The organism is Altericroceibacterium indicum (genome assembly GCF_009828105.1).
GTDB classification, from domain to species: domain Bacteria; phylum Pseudomonadota; class Alphaproteobacteria; order Sphingomonadales; family Sphingomonadaceae; genus Altericroceibacterium; species Altericroceibacterium indicum.
Genome location: NZ_WTYQ01000004.1, coordinates 278,599 through 298,040, shown reverse-complemented (window position 1 = coordinate 298,040; position 19,442 = coordinate 278,599). Strand labels below are relative to the sequence as shown.

General features: G+C 54.0%; 16 protein-coding genes, 2 tRNA genes and 2 rRNA genes. 4 read left to right on the top strand and 16 right to left on the bottom strand.

Translation table 11 applies throughout. The features are described from left to right. From GRI39_RS12200 to GRI39_RS12185, 4 genes are all read right to left on the bottom strand, one after another. Positions 1–1,859, bottom strand: a 23S ribosomal RNA gene (locus tag GRI39_RS12200); the annotation flags it as partial. Between the two features lie 374 nt (positions 1,860–2,233). Further along, positions 2,234–2,309: transfer RNA gene (locus tag GRI39_RS12195), tRNA-Ala, on the bottom strand. A gap of 20 nt (positions 2,310–2,329) precedes the next feature. Beyond that, a tRNA-Ile gene (locus GRI39_RS12190) sits at positions 2,330–2,406 on the bottom strand. A gap of 207 nt (positions 2,407–2,613) precedes the next feature. Beyond that, a 16S ribosomal RNA gene (locus GRI39_RS12185) occupies positions 2,614–4,102 on the bottom strand. Positions 4,103–4,996: 894 nt separating this feature from the next. Between GRI39_RS12185 and GRI39_RS12180 the strand changes: the two genes are divergently transcribed. After that, complete coding sequence (locus tag GRI39_RS12180; RefSeq protein WP_160739986.1) at positions 4,997–5,203, top strand: cold-shock protein; 207 nt, start codon at positions 4,997–4,999, stop codon at positions 5,201–5,203. A gap of 124 nt (positions 5,204–5,327) precedes the next feature. On the opposite strand, the gene GRI39_RS12175 is transcribed toward GRI39_RS12180, so the two are convergent. The 6 genes from GRI39_RS12175 to metZ all read right to left on the bottom strand — a co-directional run bounded on the left by GRI39_RS12175 (position 5,328) and on the right by metZ (position 10,684). Continuing rightward, positions 5,328–5,996, bottom strand: coding sequence for a PilZ domain-containing protein (locus tag GRI39_RS12175; RefSeq protein WP_160739985.1), 669 nt, complete (start codon positions 5,994–5,996; stop codon positions 5,328–5,330). 205 nt (positions 5,997–6,201) lie between these two features. Beyond that, positions 6,202–6,753, bottom strand: a complete 552-nt coding sequence (locus GRI39_RS12170) for a GNAT family N-acetyltransferase (protein WP_160739984.1) — start codon at positions 6,751–6,753, stop codon at positions 6,202–6,204. Then, positions 6,754–7,542 carry a LysR substrate-binding domain-containing protein gene (locus GRI39_RS12165; protein ID WP_160739983.1) on the bottom strand — a complete coding sequence of 263 codons (789 nt, stop codon included), beginning with the start codon at positions 7,540–7,542 and terminating at the stop codon, positions 6,754–6,756. Positions 7,543–7,617: 75 nt separating this feature from the next. After that, positions 7,618–8,016, bottom strand: a complete 399-nt coding sequence (apaG, locus tag GRI39_RS12160) for a Co2+/Mg2+ efflux protein ApaG (RefSeq protein ID WP_160740019.1) — start codon at positions 8,014–8,016, stop codon at positions 7,618–7,620. Between the two features lie 79 nt (positions 8,017–8,095). Continuing rightward, positions 8,096–9,430, bottom strand: coding sequence for a PAS domain S-box protein (locus tag GRI39_RS12155; RefSeq protein WP_160739982.1), 1,335 nt, complete (start codon positions 9,428–9,430; stop codon positions 8,096–8,098). Between the two features lie 48 nt (positions 9,431–9,478). Then, positions 9,479–10,684: an O-succinylhomoserine sulfhydrylase gene (gene metZ, locus GRI39_RS12150; RefSeq protein WP_160739981.1), complete on the bottom strand. Its 1,206-nt coding sequence runs from the start codon at positions 10,682–10,684 to the stop codon at positions 9,479–9,481. Positions 10,685–10,794: 110 nt separating this feature from the next. Between metZ and GRI39_RS12145 the strand changes: the two genes are divergently transcribed. Further along, positions 10,795–12,072: a phospholipid carrier-dependent glycosyltransferase gene (locus tag GRI39_RS12145; RefSeq protein ID WP_160739980.1), complete on the top strand. Its 1,278-nt coding sequence runs from the start codon at positions 10,795–10,797 to the stop codon at positions 12,070–12,072. A gap of 4 nt (positions 12,073–12,076) precedes the next feature. On the opposite strand, the gene GRI39_RS12140 is transcribed toward GRI39_RS12145, so the two are convergent. The 6 genes from GRI39_RS12140 to GRI39_RS12115 form a co-directional block, all read right to left on the bottom strand. Further along, positions 12,077–13,171, bottom strand: coding sequence for a glycosyltransferase (locus tag GRI39_RS12140; protein ID WP_160740018.1), 1,095 nt, complete (start codon positions 13,169–13,171; stop codon positions 12,077–12,079). Between the two features lie 208 nt (positions 13,172–13,379). Then, entirely contained in the window at positions 13,380–14,438 is a 1,059-nt protein-coding gene (leuB, locus tag GRI39_RS12135) for a 3-isopropylmalate dehydrogenase (protein WP_160739979.1), read from the bottom strand. 2 nt (positions 14,439–14,440) lie between these two features. After that, a complete protein-coding gene (gene recO / locus GRI39_RS12130) occupies positions 14,441–15,040 on the bottom strand; it encodes a DNA repair protein RecO (RefSeq protein ID WP_160739978.1) in 600 nt (199 codons plus the stop codon). Positions 15,041–15,228: 188 nt separating this feature from the next. After that, entirely contained in the window at positions 15,229–15,483 is a 255-nt protein-coding gene (locus GRI39_RS12125; RefSeq protein ID WP_160740017.1) for an accessory factor UbiK family protein, read from the bottom strand. Positions 15,484–15,572: 89 nt separating this feature from the next. Further along, a complete protein-coding gene (locus tag GRI39_RS12120; protein WP_160739977.1) occupies positions 15,573–16,133 on the bottom strand; it encodes a TspO/MBR family protein in 561 nt (186 codons plus the stop codon). Between the two features lie 145 nt (positions 16,134–16,278). Further along, positions 16,279–17,016 carry a TlyA family RNA methyltransferase gene (locus GRI39_RS12115; protein WP_160739976.1) on the bottom strand — a complete coding sequence of 246 codons (738 nt, stop codon included), beginning with the start codon at positions 17,014–17,016 and terminating at the stop codon, positions 16,279–16,281. Between the two features lie 64 nt (positions 17,017–17,080). On the opposite strand from GRI39_RS12115, the gene GRI39_RS12110 reads away from it, so the two are divergent. Together GRI39_RS12110 and GRI39_RS12105 are read left to right on the top strand one after the other, a co-directional pair. Next, positions 17,081–17,620, top strand: a complete 540-nt coding sequence (locus GRI39_RS12110) for a hypothetical protein (protein WP_160739975.1) — start codon at positions 17,081–17,083, stop codon at positions 17,618–17,620. Between the two features lie 586 nt (positions 17,621–18,206). Next, positions 18,207–19,310, top strand: coding sequence for a branched-chain amino acid aminotransferase (locus GRI39_RS12105; protein ID WP_160739974.1), 1,104 nt, complete (start codon positions 18,207–18,209; stop codon positions 19,308–19,310). Positions 19,311–19,442 lie beyond the last annotated feature (132 nt).

Sequence of the window (19,442 nt, the reverse complement as noted above, 5' to 3'; positions counted from 1 at the left end):
CCCGACAAGGAATTTCGCTACCTTAGGACCGTTATAGTTACGGCCGCCGTTTACTGGGGCTTCAATTCGGAGCTTGCACTCCTCCTCTTAACCTTCCAGCACCGGGCAGGCGTCAGACCCTATACGTCGTCTTGAAGCCGACTTAGCAGAGTCCTGTGTTTTTGATAAACAGTCGCTACCCCCTGGCCTGTGCCCCCTGCCAAAAGTTGCCTTAAGACAGGGCCTCCTTCTTCCGAAGGTACGGAGGCAATTTGCCGAGTTCCTTCAGGATACTTCTCTCAAGCGCCTTGGTATACTCTACCTGACCACCTGTGTCGGTTTCGGGTACGGTCTATATGAAGAGGCTATTTCCTGGGACTATTTGGCTGCCCGATCAATCCGTTAAGATCGAACAACTTCCACAATCCGTCACACATCTTCAGGCCCACGAATATTAACGTGGTTCCCATCGACTACCCCCTTCGGGCTCGTCTTAGGGGCCGGCTCACCCTACGCTGATTAGCATTGCGTAGGAACCCTTGGTCTTTCGGCGAGAGGGCATCTCACCCTCTTTATCGCTACTCATGTCAGCATTCGCACTTCCGATACGTCCACCCTCGGTTACCCTTGAGCTTCACTCGCTTACGGAACGCTCCGCTACCGCTCAGAATAAATTCTGAACCCTAAGCTTCGGTGCATCACTTTAGCCCCGATACATTTTCGCCGCAGGAACCCTTATTTAGACCAGTGAGCTGTTACGCTTTCTTTAAAGGATGGCTGCTTCTAAGCCAACCTCCTGGTTGTTTTGGGATTCCCACATGCTTTCCCACTTAGTGATGACTTGGGGACCTTAGCTGTAGGTTAGGGCTGTTTCCCTTTTGACGACGGACCTTAGCACCCGCCGTCTGTCTGCCGGATAAGACTCGTTGGTATTCGGAGTTTGGTTAGGTTTGGTAGATCTCGCGACCCCCTAGCCCATCCAGTGCTCTACCCCCAACGGCATACATCCGACGCTCTACCTCAATAGATTTCGCGGAGAACCAGCTATTTCCCGGCTTGATTGGCCTTTCACCCCTAAGCACAACTCATCCGATAATTTTTCAACATTAAACGGTTCGGACCTCCAGTGCGTGTTACCGCACCTTCATCCTGGTCATGCATAGATCGCCGGGTTTCGGGTCTAATCCAACATACTCTGTCGCCCTATTCAGACTCGCTTTCGCTGCGCCTACACCTATCGGCTTAAGCTTGCATGGTAGATTAAGTCACTGACCCATTATGCAAGAGGTACGCTGTCACCCCCTAAAGAGGCTCCAACTGCTTGTAAGCATTCGGTTTCAGGTACTGTTTCACTCCCCTAATCGGGGTGCTTTTCACCTTTCCCTCACGGTACTAGTTCACTATCGGTCATGTACGAGTATTTAGGCTTGGAGGGTGGTCCCCCCATGTTCAGACAGGATTTCACGTGTCCCGCCCTACTCGAGTCTTCTCACATCATTTTCACATACGGGGCTGTCACCCGCTATGGCCACTCTTTCCAAAGTGTTCTGTTAATTGAATGAGAAGCACTGGCCTGGTCCGCGTTCGCTCGCCACTACTAACGGAATCTCGGTTGATGTCTTTTCCTCCGGGTACTGAGATGTTTCAGTTCTCCGGGTTCGCTTCACCAAAGCTATATATTCACTAAGGTGATACCCTATCCACCTCGCTCATTATCCGATTGCTCGAACAACGAGAGAAATGGTGAAGGTGGGTTTCCCCATTCGGAAATCGCCGGATCAAAGTTTGCTCACAACTCCCCGACGCTTATCGCAGCGTGCCACGTCCTTCATCGCCTGTACATGCCTAGGCATCCACCAAATGCTCTTACCTCACGCTTGAGAATCCACACCATCAACGACAGGCCTGAGAGTGATAAAACTTGCTGCTTGCATAAACCAGCAAGTCCTCAAACCCATGCTACTAACCTGTAGCTTTTGTTGCGGACGTTATCTCAGCCAGACATAAAATATCTGTTGTGTCGCATGATCACATCAGTCCGTAGACCAATATAAATCCATGCGCCACGGCATCGATTAAAAACCCATTCACAATGTCAAAGACGCGAAGAGCAGATCTCTTCGCTACCACACCCTGGCCAAAGCCGGGCGGGATCAGATGTATTTCATACACTGGAGTGTAAAGAATGCGCCTCAAGTAGCGTAAGCGATAGGCGCTTAAACGCCTCAAGCAGCGCAGCGGTAGGCCACATAAATGGTGGAGCCTATCGGGATCGAACCGATGACCCCCTGCTTGCAAAGCAGGTGCTCTCCCAGCTGAGCTAAGGCCCCCTACCAAACTTTAAAATCTATGGTGGGCCGAGTAAGAGTTGAACTTACGACCTCACGCTTATCAGGCGTGCGCTCTAACCACCTGAGCTACCGGCCCATCGCGCCATCACAAGCTCTCAATTCTATACAATAGAATTGCCAAGCCGCGGGCGGCGTGAGCCAGCTCAGGCATTTATCACATGCGCAGTAAAGCGCCTGTAACAATCTCCAGTGATGAAAGGACATGAGGACGACGGCAATGTTCTTTGAAAAAGTGCGAAGCTCTTCCAACCGCAAGGGCTGGCGCTTTCGTACTAATCCTTAGAAAGGAGGTGATCCAGCCGCAGGTTCCCCTACGGCTACCTTGTTACGACTTCACCCCAGTCGCTGATCCCACCGTGGTTAGCTGCCTCTCTTGCGAGTTAGCGCACTACCTTCGGGTGAAACCAACTCCCATGGTGTGACGGGCGGTGTGTACAAGGCCTGGGAACGTATTCACCGCGGCATGCTGATCCGCGATTACTAGCGATTCCGCCTTCATGCTCTCGAGTTGCAGAGAACAATCCGAACTGAGACGGTTTTTAGAGATTAGCATGTTCTTGCGAACTAGCTGCCCACTGTCACCGCCATTGTAGCACGTGTGTAGCCCAGCGTGTAAGGGCCATGAGGACTTGACGTCATCCCCACCTTCCTCCGGCTTATCACCGGCAGTTTCCTTAAAGTGCCCAACTAAATGATGGCAACTAAGGATGAGGGTTGCGCTCGTTGCGGGACTTAACCCAACATCTCACGACACGAGCTGACGACAGCCATGCAGCACCTGTCACCGATCCAGCCGAACTGAAGAAAAGAGTCTCCTCTCATCGCGATCGGGATGTCAAACGCTGGTAAGGTTCTGCGCGTTGCTTCGAATTAAACCACATGCTCCACCGCTTGTGCAGGCCCCCGTCAATTCCTTTGAGTTTTAATCTTGCGACCGTACTCCCCAGGCGGATAACTTAATGCGTTAGCTGCGCCACCCAAGTTCTGTGAACCCGGACAGCTAGTTATCATCGTTTACGGTGTGGACTACCAGGGTATCTAATCCTGTTTGCTCCCCACACTTTCGCACCTCAGCGTCAATACTTGTCCAGTCAGTCGCCTTCGCCACTGGTGTTCTTCCGAATATCTACGAATTTCACCTCTACACTCGGAATTCCACTGACCTCTCCAAGATTCTAGTCTAGCAGTTTCAAGGGCAGTTCCGGGGTTGAGCCCCGGGATTTCACCCCTGACTTAATAGACCGCCTACGCGCGCTTTACGCCCAGTAATTCCGAACAACGCTAGCTCCCTCCGTATTACCGCGGCTGCTGGCACGGAGTTAGCCGGAGCTTATTCTCCAGGTACTGTCATTATCATCCCTGGTAAAAGAGCTTTACAACCCTAAGGCCTTCATCACTCACGCGGCATTGCTGGATCAGGCTTTCGCCCATTGTCCAATATTCCCCACTGCTGCCTCCCGTAGGAGTCTGGGCCGTGTCTCAGTCCCAGTGTGGCTGATCATCCTCTCAGACCAGCTATGGATCGTCGGCTTGGTAGGCCTTTACCCCACCAACTACCTAATCCAACGCGGGCCCATCTTAAGGCGATAAATCTTTGGTCCGAAGACATCATCCGGTATTAGCAGTCATTTCTAACTGTTATTCCGAACCTTAAGGCAGGTTCCCACGCGTTACGCACCCGTGCGCCACTAACCCCGAAGGGTTCGTTCGACTTGCATGTGTTAGGCATGCCGCCAGCGTTCGTTCTGAGCCAGGATCAAACTCTCAAGTTTGAGTGCATCAATACAATAACCAGCCAAAGCCAGCCATCATACCAACGTTCAAGGAGCCGATTACCTGCATCTATCAAACGTAATGGATACGAAGGACTATGTAAGGTAACGACTTAAATACCGGTATCCGGAGCCTTAAAACCCCCGGACCGGGCGCCGTCGCCCACATGTCCCTTCATCAATCAATCAACAATGTCAAAGAACCCCAACAACAAAGACAGCAATCAGTCCCTGAAATTAAATCCCAGGGGAATTGCTATCCCATCAATGTTGGCGACCAACTCAGTAGCGCCAGAAGCGCCGTCCCCGTGTCGGTGAAGCCCCTCTAGGACTAACCCCAGATTCGGTCAACACACTTTTTTGAAATTTTCTTCATTCGATGTGAGATTCTAAAGTAAGTCATTGGTTGAATTGATTTATAATGGCGTTCGACCGCCCTCGAACCGCCTTACAGTTCGTTTTCGGCACCAGGGTGGGCAACCTAGTATAGTTTATTGGCGAATCCATTCTGATTTTTGCCACGATTATCCCACCCCCATTCCAAGTAAGTTTCTGCGCCCCCAGAGCGCCCTATATAGACCCTATATAGAGGCGCATTGCCAACAAGATCCAACCTTGCCCCTGAGGCCGCACTCTTCTGGCTCTAAGCGCCCATCACAAGGGTATCGCCACCAGGGCTGCTGAAAGAAAATTAGGTGAATGGCACCGGTCATGTTACAAGGCACTGCTGACGTCGAAAATTTGCGACGGATTTCGGCCCTTTTGTTATTAACAGTAAGCTTCACGCTGGCTGTCTTTACCCTTCGGCGACTTCCTTTCATCTTACGACCTGACGCACGATCCAGTGCTGCACTTTGTGCAGCGCTTCTAACGTTTCATGAAAGGGAACGACATATGCCTATCGGTAAAGTAAAATTCTTCAATCAGGACAAAGGCTACGGTTTCATCGAGCCTGAAGAAGGTGGCAGCGACAGCTTCGTTCACATCTCAGCCGTTCAGGCTGCTGGCATGACCACGCTGAAAGAAGATCAGCGCCTGTCTTATGATATTGAACAGGGCCGCAACGGCAAGGCTTCTGCAATCAATCTCGCCGAAGCGTGAGAATTCGAATCCGGGGGCGATCCTTCGCTCCCGGATTTACTTCGCCCTTTCATCCAGAGGGGCATCAATGTTCAGAGACCATTTTGGCGTAACGCAATGTACGGTGCCCATGCACGTCTGGGCATCAGCCAGTACAGGCGATTGTCGTGTCACCGGCAAGAATTTCCATCAGACATTTGATCGGGACTGACTTTTCAAAGCCAATTCCCGCTTTACGCCCTTCGCGCCAGCGAATGGATGCCTGAGGGAACGAAAAACCACCTATCTCTACAGTCACAAGCGTATTGCCAATCAAAGGCGATAGGCCCAGCACCATCACGCCCTTTTGCGAGATATTGTGGGCCCTTACCGAGCAACAGCCAGAACCATGCCATATGGTTGCAGGCAGATCAGTAGGAACCCGGATGGCACGCGCGGGGAAGTGGCCTGCACCAGCCACCTCCTCCACAGTAATATTATGAAGGCCGATACGCCCATCATGCGCCCATACCACTTCTGCTTTGAAAACAGGGCCGCCATCCCAGAAATACGTCAATTGGCTGCCAACCGGCGCGAGGCATGGAGTCTCGATCTGCGCGCCGCTGTCTGAAATATTACGGATGATGCCGATGCAACAATCCCCAGAAGCGGTTTCGACACAGCACGGGCGATAGATAGTAATATGCCGCTGTTCATCACGACGTTCATTACTCGCGCTGCACATTGCGATGCCATCCATCTGTGACGATACCTGAACAACCGAAGAATCTGAACATGTCAGGCCCGGTGAGTTTACAGGTTTCGTAATCGTCATCGGCTCACCTCTGCGTGCTGCCTCACAACGGCTGTGTTCCACAACAAGCCTTTTAGGTCATATCGCCTGGGCTTCAGCCTTCTGGGCGAACATAAATACAACCCGCAAACATGCCATTCAAACGGCTTGCTTTTAGCGTATTATTATATTCCGTGAGGAATCACAATGATACCTTCCTAAACAATATGAGCTAATTTTCTCAATATCATCTTTTTTGCCACTCATGATCGAGCATTCCCCAGATCAAGCTATCACGCCGCCCAATATGAGTGGTGCATGCTTCTCTCAGCCGCCCTTCCAGAGTAAACCCAAGCTTTTCCAGTATCTTATTCGATGCAACATTATCTGGATCGACATCAGCGTAGACACGCCTTTGCTTCTCATCATGGAAAAGATGCGCGACAAGTGAGGAAAGCGCCTCAGTTGCGATTCCCTCGCCTTGGCGTTCCTTCGATATCAGATACCCCAGTTCGGTAACGTCATCCCCCATATCGATCGCAGCCAGACGACCAATCGCAAGATCGCTATCATGGTCGGTAATCGCCCAGCTCCGGCCTTTGTCCCAACCACTTTCAGGCACAAGCCAATCTGCCAGCGCCTGCACGCTGATGAAGGGGCCGCAACTCCACCACTTCATCATGTCATCATCTGAAAAGCTCGGGAACAATGCCGCAGCATCTTCACGCACAAGTTTGCGCAAAGTGTAGCGTGATGTTCGAATTTCTGGCGTATCGCGCCTGTCTGCCCCTTCAGTCATTCAAAAACCCAAAAAGCTGACAAGCGTCTTAACCTTGGCCTGGCGCCATTGTGGACGTGGAGCAACCAGCCAATAAGCGCGCTGCCCCTCACTTGGCCCCTCGAGAACCTTCAATCGCCCGTCCTCTATCGCTTTTTCGACCAGAAGCAGTGGCAGAACGGCTTTACCAAGACCGGCAAGTGCAGAATTGAGCGCATGGCCTGCATCGCTGACCTGTAACACTGGCTCAGCATCATCCGGGAGGGGGGCACCGGGCCATACGATCCAATCATCAGGCGCTCCATCAATCGCGACTGTCACCTTACGCGGCTCAGACAGACGAACGCCTTCCAGGTCGCCCGGCCCCTCAGCAAGGCGGACAGCAATATCAAGATTGGCTTCGGTAAAATCGACCTCTTCACCGCCCACCAACTGAAACCGTACTTCTGGATGGGAGCGGCGAAAATCAGCCAAACGCGGGGCTAGCCATTGGGCATAAAATTCAGCCGGTGCAGCTATGGTGAAGCGATGGCTCGACTGGCCAGCCTGCATGGCCTGAACACTTTCTTCAAACCGCAGAAACCCTTCTCGCAAAGGGTCAAGACCCATGGTGGCTTCATCAGTCAGTTCCAGCCCTTTGCTGGTGCGACGGAACAGCACAACACCGAGCACATCTTCAAGAGCCCGGATTTGCTGACCGACAGCAGCAGGCGTCACCGCCAGTTCGTCAGCCGCGCGGGTAAACGAAAGATGGCGAGCAGCAGCATCGAAAACGCGCAGAGCGTTGAGCGGCAAATGGGTACGCTTCATGCGCCATGCTTATGAGAGCACGATCCGCAGCGCAAGAGCCTGGGTTTTATGGATGGGTTGAACAGGTACGCGAAGTCAATCAGCCGTGGCAGGCGCAGATAGCGGAAAGAAGGGAATAGCCACTTCAAATTGACCACCGCCTTCCCTTGCAAAGGTGTAGTGGCCTTCCATTGAGCCATGCGGCGTACCAAGCGGACAACCTGACACATAATCGTAGGTTTCACCAGGCAGAAGCACGGGTGTTTCACCGATAACACCTTCGCCATCAACGATATTCACCAAGCCTTGCGAATCCGTAATGCGCCAGTGCCGAGACAGCAATTGCACGACATCTCCCGTACGGTTTTCCAGCCTGATATGATAGACCCAGAACCACTTGCCCTGATCGACCCGCGATTGTTCGGGCATGAAATTGACGCCGACATGCACCGCAACGCCATGTGTGATGGCGGTGTGCTGAAAGAGGCTCCGGATTGTATCGACCATAGCTCCGAACCTAGCCTTATTCGTTCCAGCTGCAACCCCTCACCAGCCTATTCAGAAGGAATACCAGTTAACCGGCTGAACAGCATTTGCCCTTGAGCGACCATGAAAGGCCATCGGGTTTATAGTCCAACTCCACAGTTGCGCCAAGATTATGCCTCGGAACATCGCGGATGAGCGTGGTTCCAAAACCGTGATGGCTCGGCTCCACCACCTCAGGCCCGCCACTTTCAGTCCAATGAATAGAGAACACCCCGCTCTTGTCAGCACAGCGCCAGTCAATCGCCACCTTGCCACCATCTACGGAAAGGGCACCATATTTGAGCGAATTGGTGGCCAGTTCATGCAAAGCCATGCCGATCACTTCAGCAGCACGTGGCATCAGCGCGCATTCCGGCCCAGTGACAGTAAACTCGCCGCGTGCTTCCTCAACAAAGCCGAGTTGCAGGCGGACTAATTCGGCAATGGGCACTTCACGCCATTCCCGGCGTACCAATATATCCTGATTGACGGCAAGGCTGCGCACCCGGTCTTCAAACCGGGCAATAAAGCCCTTATCGTCCTTGGCGCTGCGACGGGCAAGTGCCTGAACCGTGGTCAGCATATTCTTGGAGCGATGATTCACTTCCATCAGCAACAGGCGGATCTGCTCTTCCTGCTCACGCTGCTCGGTAATATCGGTGTGCGTGCCAAACCAATACATCACCCGGCCATCAGCATCCGTGATCGGTTTGGAGCGGGATAAAAACCAACGATATTGCCCGTTCGCCCCGCGCAAAGGGAAAGTGTCTTCCCATGCATCGCCAGCTTCTACACACTCACGCAGGCCATTGTTCACCCGCTGCTGGTAGTCCGGGTGCAGGAAAGGTTTCCAACCAGAACCACTCTGCATCTGAACTGGATTGGTACCAGTGTAATCATACCAGCGCCGATTATACCAGATGATGCCGCCATCAGCTTCCGCTATCCATGCCAACTGCGAGATGTTTTCGGCCATCATACGAAAGCGCTCTTCACTTTCGCGCAGGCGAATATCTCGCGCCATATATTCAGTAGCATCGCGGATGATGGCGCTGGCCCCAACAATCTCGCCCTGCTCGTTGCGAACCGGGGAGATCGTAACCGAAACATGCATCAGACGACCGGATTTATGAATCCTGCGGGTGAAGAACTGGCCGACACGCTCACCAGAACGGATGCGCTCGAAAATCCGTTCTTCTTCATCATAGACATCGGGCGGAAGAATCAGCTGGATCTGCTGCCCTTCCATTTCTGCGGCGGTATAGCCAAAGATGCGTTCGGCCGAGGGATTCCACTTGAGGATCTTCCCGGTCAGATCCTTGCCGATAATCGCATCGTCCGACCCGTCAACCAGTGCGGCATAATAATCAAAGGGTTCCAACATATATCTCCGTGTTGCCCTGCCGCATTTTTGAGGCCACTAACCAGATGGTTAGAGGCCGATCTTATTCAACGCCTGATCCAGATCTTCCTTGAGATCTTGCACATCTTCCAACCCGACATTCAGACGCAACATGCCCTCTTTGATACCCATTTCGGCACGCCCATCTTCACCCATATTGGCATGAGTCGTGCTGGCCGGATGACACATCAGAGATCGTGAATCACCAATATTGTTAGAAATATCAATCAATTGGAGAGCATCGAGCAAAGCGTGTGCCTGTTTGCGATCTGCCACTTCAAAACTGAAAATCGCCCCGCAATTGTCCATTTGCTTCTTGGCCAGCGCCTGCTGCGGGTGACTGTCGAGGAAGGGATGCATCACCCGGCCTACCCTGCCTTCCAGCATTTGGGCGATTTCGAGGCAATTCTGGCTCTGCCGCTCCACCCGAAGGCTCAGCGTTTCAAGGCCCTTATGCACCACCCAGGCATTGAACGGTGAAAGGTTCGGGCCGGTATTGCGCTGGAAAGGCAGCAAGACTTCATTGATGAATTCTTCAGTGCCGCAAACAGCCCCGGCCAGCACCCGGCCCTGCCCGTCCATCAGCTTAGTAGCAGAATAGGCAACAACATCCGCACCAAACTCCATCGGGCGCTGCAAAGCGGCAGTACAGAATGCATTGTCCACCAGAGTACGGATGCCATTGGCACGCGCCAAACCGCAGATGAATTCCAGATCGGCAATATCCATTGTCGGGTTGGCCGGCGTCTCAAAGAAGAAAACCTTGGTGTTCGGCTTCATCGCCGCTTCCCAGGAGGCATTATCGCTCGCATCCACCACAGTGGTTTCAATGCCGAAGCGCGGCAGCAAACTATCAACCAGCCAGCGGCATGAACCAAAGGCAGCGCGTGCTGACACCACATGATCGCCAGCGGAGAGCTGCGACAGAAGTGCCACCGTCATCGCGGACATGCCCGAAGCCTGCGTGCGGCAAGCCTCCGCCCCTTCCATCATCGCAATGCGTTCTTCCAGCATCTGCACTGTCGGGTTCTGCAGGCGCGAATAAGTCATGCCTTCAGCCTCACCGGCAAAACGGGCCGCTGCTATGGCAGCCTCATCATAAGTGTAGCCAGAAGTGAGGAAAAGCGCTTCGCTGGTTTCCCCATGTTCAGAACGCCATGTGCCTGCGCGGACAGCTTGAGTCTGCGGGCGCCATGTGGACGTGATCGAGCGGTCGGTTCCGGTGGTCTTCTTCATGATGCGCTGCACTTACGACTGAGCCGCGTGCGGAGCAAGTATCCGTTACAATTGAGGATAGCACCACCAGCAATCTTGCGCCTCACACATGCCCAACCTATTCACATTCTATGAAACAACCCGCCCTGCGTGAGAGAGGCCCAGTCCTCGCAAGCTGCCTCATCACTCTCGCTTTTGGGATATTGTGCTTCATCCGGCTGACCATACCTTCGGCCATCTATTTCGATGAAACATATTATCCCGCCGCCGCCGTCGCGATTCTCAACCTGTCACATCAATTGAATCCTGAGCATCCCATGGTTGGCAAGGAATTGATTGCCGCTGGTATTGCGCTCTTCGGCAACAATCCATTTGGCTGGCGCTTTTTCCCGGCAGTCTTTGGCACATTGGCGCTTTTTGCTGCCATGCGCGCGCTGTGGTTTGCCACGCTTTCACGCTTTGCGACGCTGGCCGGCGGTTGGCTGCTGGCCACCGGTTTCATGCTCTTTGTACAATCGCGCATCGCCATGCTGGACATCTTTATGGTGAGCTTTGTGATGATCGCCCTGTGGATGTGCGCTGCTGCAATGCATGAAGCGGAACAGGCGCGTTGGCGGCTCATTGTGGCCGGTATTGCTCTTGGCTGCGCGATCGGTGCGAAGTGGAATGCTTTGCCCATTGCCATCCTGCCGGGGCTTGCCTTCCTGATCATTCGGATAAAGCGTTCCGGGTGGAAAGGGTTCTTCACCTCCAGAGGCCACCCCATCCCCGGCATCAGCCTTGCAGAAGCGGCGCTCTGGCTGGGTATTCTGCCACTGGTCACCTATTGGCTGACCTATACGCCTGCATTTCTGATGGCAGATAACCCGATTTCACCGTGGGGTTTTATCGGCGCGCATCGGCATATGATCGATTTGCAGGAAAATGTCGGCAAGCTCAATCACCCCTATCGCAGCGTGTGGTATCAATGGGTGCTGAATCTCAAACCGATCTGGTATCTCTACCGGGAATCTGATGGTGCCCAACGCGGCATCTTCATGATTGGCAATCCGTTCACTATTCTACTCGGTATTCCTGCTTTGCTCTGGTGCTTATGGGCTGGCCTGTTTAGGGAAAATCGCGCGGCATTCGCGGTCGCCGTCTTTTATGCCGCTAGCATCGGCCTGTGGATTATCGCGCCCAAGCCTGTTCAATTCTATTATCACTATTTGCTGCCAAGCTGCTTTCTGTTTGCAGCCCTCGCGATAGCGCTCGACCAGATGTGGCAGGCTGGACGCCGGGCAATCCCGATCACTGTTCTTGCTTTGGCCACAGTGTTTTTCGCCTTCTTCTACCCGATCCTCAGCGCAGCTCCGCTCTCAGGTGAAGGTGCCTTCCGCTTTTGGTCATGGCTGCCGAGTTGGGTCTGACAGGCTATTTATAACGGCCCCAGACAAAGCGGCTCGACAAAGCATAATTCCAGACAGAACCGAGGGTGATGCCAATCAAAGCAGCCCCCCACCAATAGACACCCCGCTCTTGCAACAAAGACGCGACACCGACATTGGCGACCGCCCCGATCATGCAGGTGATGCAAAAGCTCAGCCAGCCAGTCAGAATTTGTTTAATCCCCCTCAGCTTTTGATCGCGATAGGTAAGAAAATTATTGAGCCAGAAATTAAAGGTCATCGCGGTGAAGGTCGCGACACTTTGCGCCAGTATGAAAGCATCGCTCAGCGCCAGATAGAGCAATGTGAGAACCGCCATATGCACCCCGACACCAAGGGACCCTACCGTGCCGAATAGTGCAAATCGCGTGGGGATGTAGCGCCCGAGATAGCGCTCATACAAGCCAACCAAAAAATCCAGTCCCACACCATGGTCCAATTTGCTTTCTCCGGTGGCGCGTTCAGCAAACTCCAATGCAAATTCCTTAACCTTGAGAGGTTCATGCGCACTGCCGAGAATGTCGAGCAGGATCTTGAATCCGATCCCTGAAAGGCGGCCCGCTTGGGCACGCAATGTAACGGCAGGCAGCAGAAAATAACCGCTCATCGCATCGCTCAAATCCGTGCCGGTCAACTTGCGTGCCAGAGCATTGGCAAAGCGCGAGTTCTTTTCCCGTGCATCGCTGGAAAGACCAGTCACACTTGCACCGCTGATAAACCGCGATGCCACAGCGATATCCGCCTCTCCGCTACGCACAGATTCCAGCATGGGGAGAAGCAACTTTGGATCATGCTGATGGTCAGCATCCATCACCGCCACAAAGGGCGCCGCAGTGGCGCACATGCCTTCAATGGCAGCACTGGCCAGGCCGCGCCGCCCAATCCGGTGAATCACTCTAATGTGTTTATCGAACTGCGCGATACGGCGCACTTCCTCAGCCGTACCATCCTTACTGTCGTCATCCACAAAGATCGCTTCCCAGCCTGTTTCACCCAGTGCACCATGCAGGCGAGTGACAAGCGGAGCGATATTATCCCGTTCATTAAGCGTAGGCAGGATAATGGCCAGTTCCAATCGCATTGGAACAGTGCGTGCCTGCCTGTTGGAGACAACGCCCGGAGCGGGTGCGAATTTGTGTTCTATGGCATTCATCCTCTCAAACTATATCGCATATAGCTTACCAAAAGAGCCTGAATTATAAGGATTACGCCAAGGGTTAAGGCCTATCAACGGATACGCCCGGCATAGCTCCCCAGTGCAGCAAGAGCGCTATGCCGGAATTTCTTGTTCAGAGGTTAGCAATCACCGCATCACCAATGGCTGATGTACCAGAAGAACCACCAAGGTCAGCGCCTTTGACACCCTGTTCAAGCGCTTTAGCGACAGCCGCTTCAATCCGATCTGCATCCGCATCGCGGCCAAAAGAATGGCGTAGCATCATGGCAAGACTGAGAATGGTTGCCATAGGATTAGCCTTGCCCTGCCCGGCGATATCCGGCGCACTGCCATGGATCGGCTCATACAGGCCTTTAGTGCCAAATTCGGTCTGATCTTCCCCCAGTGAAGCCGAGGCCAGAAGACCGATAGATCCCACACACATGCTCGCCTGATCCGAAAGAATGTCACCGAACAGATTGCCTGTCACAATCACATCAAACTGGCCGGGATTGCGCACCAATTGCATGGCAGCATTGTCCACATACATATGGCTGAGTTCGACATCAGGATATTCGCTGGAAACCTCGATCACCACATCGCGCCAGAGTTGGCTGGTTTCGAGCACATTGGCTTTATCAACGCTGCACAATTTCTTGCGGCGCCCCTGTGCAGCTTTGAAACCAGCATGTGAAATGCGGCGCACTTCATCTTCGGCATAAGACATGAAGTCATAGCCCTGACGGCGGCCATCTTCCAAAGTGCGGATGGCCTTTTCACCGAAATACACATCACCATTGAGTTCACGCACGATCAGCAGATCTATTTCACGCGCGACTTCCGGGCGAAGGGCAGAAAGATCTTCCAGCCCTGGAAACATGGTGGCCGGGCGAAGGTTGGCAAACAGGCCGAGCGCAGAACGCAGGCCCAAAATGGCCTGTTCAGGGCGAAGGTGACGTTCCAAATTATCGCAGTCAGGATCGCCCACGGCACCAAACAAAATGGCGTCAGCAGCTTTGGCCATTTCCAGCGTTTCAGGTGGCAGCGGGTGGCCATGCTTTTTGTAACCCGCGCCGCCGACATCGCCTTCCATGATCGTGCAATCGGGCAGATTGAGCGCATCCATCACCTTGCGCGCTTCACCCATGATCTCAGGACCAATGCCGTCACCAGCCAAAATCGCAATCTTCATGCTCAAACCATTCTTTCCAGACGTTCTCTCAACCGAGTTCGCGCTGCCATAACATCGCCGTGCCTGTCGGCAAGGAGGTAGTGTTCCAAAACCGGCCCCAGCCGGTCCATGGCACTGAGAATTTCCGGCATCTCCTCACTCTGCGGACGATAAGCTTCGCCATAACCCAATTCACGCAACACAAGCGATTCATAGCCCACCAAGGCACCGGCCCAGCCACGTGCTGAGGGTGCATGGCAAATCGCAGACAAGAGCCCATCCAATGCAGAATAAAGCGGCGGATAGGGCTGGCGTTCCGGCAAGGCTGTGGCGCTCAATGCACATATCCAGCCAATCGCAGCAGCGGGCAAAGGCTCTACCAGCCAGGGGCCACGGCTTTCAGTCAGTTCTGGCTTGCCAAAAGGAAGCTGGCTTGCCGATTTCGCACTGAGTTGAAGATCCACGCTATTGCCGGGGATCATCACCGGGCGCAGGTTTCGCCCTCTTGCCCCCGCGACATAGGCAGCCACGACACCAAAATCCTCGGTGAGAAAGCGGCCAATCGCGGCTGTTTCACCGTGGGCGCGTGTAGCGATAATGATGGCTGGGACACGTATATGCATGAAGTCACACGATGTGGCCTCTGCACTTCGTCAGAGCAAGCATCATGGGAATTATTGCGATATGAGAGAGGCTATTTGCACATCCTATCGCATAGCCATGCAGCACAATTCTCAAGCATCGGCTACAAATCAAAACAGGAAGCAGATCGTTCTGCTTCCTGTCCGGTAAATCCATTGATGAAAGCGTATCAGCCTGCTGCGTTAAGATTCGCTTCGAGCGCTGCGAGCCGTTCAGAGAGCTTTTCATTCTCTTCGCGAGCCTTGGCTGCCATCTCCTTCACCGCGTCAAATTCTTCGCGGGAAACATAGTCGAAACCGCCGAAAGTCTCTTTCAGGCGTTCACGCGCCGTGTCGCGCGCTTCACGGGTCATACCGGCAAAGGTGCCCGCTGCACTGTTGGCGAGTTTCACGAAATCGGCGATACGAGGATTCTGGCTCTGCATATCTCTCATGTGGTCCTTTGTTAGGCTTCGGGCAAGACCCCTTGCGCATCTTACAAGCAGCCGGGGCATAATTACGCCCCCGCTCATTTCTATGGCTGCAATTCGATCCGTTGCACCGCCTTGAACGCTTCAGCCCCATCCGCATGGGGGTTGAGAGACAGAAATTGGTAATTCAACACTGTCGCAAAAAGCACCCACGCCAGATAGGGTAGCAGCAGCAGCCCAGCCCAGCGGCGAACCTTGAGTGCCAGCACAATCGTGAGCAGCAAGGCAATATCAAGCAGCACAATCACAATCAGTGCAGAGGTGATTTCATGCGCTGCAAAGAAGGTTGGGGACCATGCAAGATTGAGCGCGAGCTGGACCAGAAACACCGCAACAGTTATCCCGCGCCACCGCGCACCTTTAGACGAACAGATCAGTGCCAGAGAAAGGCCAATCATTATATAAAGGATCGTCCAGACAATCCCGAAGGTAACAGGCGGCGGGAAAGTCGCAGGCTTCGTCAATGCATCAAACCAGGGATTACCCGGTCCGCTCCCGGCAGATCGCCCGGACAGGAACCCGGCCAGAACCACCGCCGGAACAGTGAATAAGGCCCAGCGAATAAAGCTCGCTCGAAGTTGTGCTGGTGATGCAAGACGATTCATGGTGATGCTCTTCAACCCCTGCGGTAAACATGATTCGTCAGCATATTGTCTGGCCTCATAGGCACGCGCAACTCACACTACCGCCAATCCCGTTCCAATTCGGATCAACCCGCCCCATTCCGACCATACACGCCGGGCGCAATAATCAGGAACGCAAGGCCGAGATCAAAAATTCAACATTTCCTTCCGGGCCGGTGATCGGGCTTTTCGTGATCCCCTGGATGTTCCAACCTCCAAGGCTTTCCAGCCATTCGCGCACCTCTTCACACACTCTTTCATGAAGCACGGGATCGCGCACTACGCCACCCTTCCCGACCTCAGCGCGCCCGACTTCAAATTGCGGCTTAATGAGTGCAACCAACTGGCACGTCCTCGCCGCCAGCTTGAGCGGCACCTCCAGCACTTTAGCCAATGAAATGAAGCTCGCATCGCACACCACCCAATTGCAAGGGCGGTTGATCTGCTGCTCAGTCAAAATGCGCGCACTGGTCTGTTCGAGCACCGTCACCCGCTCGTCCTGACGCAATTTCCAAGCGAGTTGATTGGTCCCCGAATCCACCGCAAAGACATGATCCGCGCCATTTTGGAGCAGAACATCGGTAAAACCACCTGTTGAGCTGCCCACATCCATCGCAATCACCCCGCTCGGATCCAACCCAAACTCCTTTATCGCGTGAGCCAGTTTGATTCCGCCGCGTGAAACCCACGGGTGATCCCGGCCCCGGACATCAAGCACGACATCCTCAGCCAGCTGTTGACCGGGCTTTTGCGCCTTATTCTCCCCAATATAGACGAGCCCCGCCATCACCAGCGCCTGAGCGCGTGAGCGGCTTTCGACTAATCCCCGGGACACAAGCAGTTGATCGAGACGTTGTTTGGCCATCCATTGCGCATAGCGTTGAATCCCAGCTTGAGCCAGCGCTCGCGAACCGGCAAAGACAGGACTTATGACCAAACGCAACATCCGCTTCATGCTCCCGCTCGCCCTGCCACTCATGATGCTGGGCGCCTGCGTTCCGCAAGTGACGCCGCCAGCCCCCACCCCGGCTGCGCCCACACCAGCCCCTGCTCCGGCCCCTACGCCCAAACCGCAACCAACGTATGACAATTGGATGGATGCCCCGCAGACACCGGGCGATTGGTCCTATCAAAACTCCGGCACAACCAGCGAAGCGCGCTTTGGCGAAACGCCGGCACGCCCTGTTTTTGCGATGCGATGCGATAAAGGCGTAGGCATTGTCAGCCTGATCCGTATCGCCCGGACAAGCCGCAAGGCTGAGATGCAGGTATTGACTGAAACCGCCAACCGCACTTTCCCGACGAGCTATTCTGGCGACGGTGTCGCGGCAAAACTTCCTGCAAACGACCGGTTTCTCGATGCAATGGCCTTTAGCAAAGGGCGTTTTGCAATAAAGGTGAGCGGCGCGAACACGCTCTATGTTCCCGCATGGCCTGAAGTTACCCGCATTATTGAGGACTGCCGCTAAGGCATTTCACGCAATTCAGGATGTGTTCCGAAGCGCATCTAAGATGTTTTACCAAGTTTGACGCGCTAAGCCGGAAGCGAATGATTCTGACGGGAAAAAACAATAATACAAGCCTTGTCTTCATCACGCGAAAGGAAGACATTCCTAATCAGGGCTAGCGGTGAACGCGGCCTTGGCCTCCGGTGAAACGGCAGGTTTTGGCATATTAGCGCGAAAGGAGGTGATCCGATGTCTCATGGTTCAGCAGGGAGGTCGGTTAGTTTCCGCACAAGGCATTATCGTCCCCTTTAACTGAGACGATAAAGGCTTTGTGGGCGGCACTTCCGGCCGCTGACCATGCGAAAGGCCGTTTCCCGCTACGGGCCGGGGGCGGCCTTTCCCATATCTGCATAATATCCCATTCAACTCTCGCCTGAGCGCCAGCAGCCATTACGGCGAGCAGCGAACATTTGCCTCTCACCCCACTCACCCGCTATTCATAGAGCATCGCGGCACGGCGAATGCGCTACTTGCCGTTTATTTCATTTTTCTTGCTTGAAACGATATATTCGTTCAGGCGAGCTGAATTAGCTTTGAGGATATGCCCATGGCGAGCGCCGCCGATTCGAATTTCACTTTTGCCAGTTTGCCCCATCCCGCCCCCGTCCCTAGTGACACACGCGATCAGGCATTGGCCAATCCGGGCTTTGGAACGCTCTTTTCCGATCATATGGTGATGATCGAATGGGATGCTGGCATCGGCTGGCATGATGGCCGGATTGGCCCGCGCGAACCGATCGCGCTCGATCCGGCGACGGCCGTGCTGCATTATGCGCAGGAAATTTTCGAAGGGTTGAAAGCCTATCGGTTAAGCGATGGCAGCATGGCTCTGTTCCGCCCTGAAGAAAATGCCCGCCGCTTCAATCGGTCTGCCGAGCGTCTGGCTATGCCTGAAATGCCGGAAGACATGTTCATCAACGCCTGCCTTGAACTGGTCAAGGCGGATAAGGACTGGTTTCCCAGCGTTGAAGGTGGATCGCTTTATCTGCGCCCCTTTATGTTTGCCTCTGAACCGTTCCTCGGCGTGCGCCCAGCCAAGCAGTACAAGTTTCTGGTCATCGCGAGCCCGGCGGGCAATTACTTCAAATCAGGCGCGCCCGCCGTGTCGATCTGGGTCAGCAGCGATTATACCCGCGCCGCGCCGGGTGGCACGGGTGCAGCGAAATGCGGTGGCAATTATGCGGCCAGCCTCGTCCCTCAGGCAGAAGCGATTGAGCGCGGCCACGATCAGGTGGTGTTCCTTGACGCCGCTGAACACAAGTGGATCGAAGAATTGGGCGGCATGAACCTGTTCTTCGTGATGGATGACGGCACAATCATCACCCCGCCACTCGGCGGCACAATTCTGCCCGGCATTACCCGCAACAGCATTATCACTCTGGCACAGGAAGAAGGCCTGACCGTTCGCGAAGAACGCTACAGCCTCGACCAGTGGCGTGATGATGCAAACAGTGGGAAACTGGTAGAAACCTTCGCTTGCGGAACTGCTGCCGTGGTAACTGCGGTAGGCCGTGTTGCCAGCCATGATGGGGAATTCACCATCGGCTCAGGCGGCCCCGGACAACTCACCACCAAGCTGCGCGAAAAGCTGGTTGGTATTCAGCGCGGCACGGTGGAAGACACCCATGGATGGGTGAAACATATCGATTGATCGAGCTTTAATCCGCTCAAACAAAGCAGCCCGGCGCGATGTGCGACCGGGCTGTTTCGCAAGAGGGTAAGCCTGTGGATAAGCTATGGAGAACCATGTGCAAACGCACTGGAAACCATGCTGAAAAGCTGT

What these genes read in the sequence shown, in the direction of transcription:
- GRI39_RS12180 (WP_160739986.1), top strand. Translation starts at nt 4,997, where the DNA reads ATGCCTATCGGTAAAGTAAAATTCTTCAATCAGGACAAAGGCTACGGT.
- GRI39_RS12175 (WP_160739985.1), bottom strand. Translation starts at nt 5,996, where the DNA reads ATGACGATTACGAAACCTGTAAACTCACCGGGCCTGACATGTTCAGAT.
- GRI39_RS12170 (WP_160739984.1), bottom strand. Translation starts at nt 6,753, where the DNA reads ATGACTGAAGGGGCAGACAGGCGCGATACGCCAGAAATTCGAACATCA.
- GRI39_RS12165 (WP_160739983.1), bottom strand. Translation starts at nt 7,542, where the DNA reads ATGAAGCGTACCCATTTGCCGCTCAACGCTCTGCGCGTTTTCGATGCT.
- GRI39_RS12155 (WP_160739982.1), bottom strand. Translation starts at nt 9,430, where the DNA reads ATGTTGGAACCCTTTGATTATTATGCCGCACTGGTTGACGGGTCGGAC.
- metZ (WP_160739981.1), bottom strand. Translation starts at nt 10,684, where the DNA reads ATGAAGAAGACCACCGGAACCGACCGCTCGATCACGTCCACATGGCGC.
- GRI39_RS12145 (WP_160739980.1), top strand. Translation starts at nt 10,795, where the DNA reads ATGAAACAACCCGCCCTGCGTGAGAGAGGCCCAGTCCTCGCAAGCTGC.
- GRI39_RS12140 (WP_160740018.1), bottom strand. Translation starts at nt 13,171, where the DNA reads ATGCGATTGGAACTGGCCATTATCCTGCCTACGCTTAATGAACGGGAT.
- leuB (WP_160739979.1), bottom strand. Translation starts at nt 14,438, where the DNA reads ATGAAGATTGCGATTTTGGCTGGTGACGGCATTGGTCCTGAGATCATG.
- recO (WP_160739978.1), bottom strand. Translation starts at nt 15,040, where the DNA reads ATGCATATACGTGTCCCAGCCATCATTATCGCTACACGCGCCCACGGT.
- GRI39_RS12125 (WP_160740017.1), bottom strand. Translation starts at nt 15,483, where the DNA reads ATGCAGAGCCAGAATCCTCGTATCGCCGATTTCGTGAAACTCGCCAAC.
- GRI39_RS12120 (WP_160739977.1), bottom strand. Translation starts at nt 16,133, where the DNA reads ATGAATCGTCTTGCATCACCAGCACAACTTCGAGCGAGCTTTATTCGC.
- GRI39_RS12115 (WP_160739976.1), bottom strand. Translation starts at nt 17,016, where the DNA reads ATGGCCAAACAACGTCTCGATCAACTGCTTGTGTCCCGGGGATTAGTC.
- GRI39_RS12110 (WP_160739975.1), top strand. Translation starts at nt 17,081, where the DNA reads ATGACCAAACGCAACATCCGCTTCATGCTCCCGCTCGCCCTGCCACTC.
- GRI39_RS12105 (WP_160739974.1), top strand. Translation starts at nt 18,207, where the DNA reads ATGGCGAGCGCCGCCGATTCGAATTTCACTTTTGCCAGTTTGCCCCAT.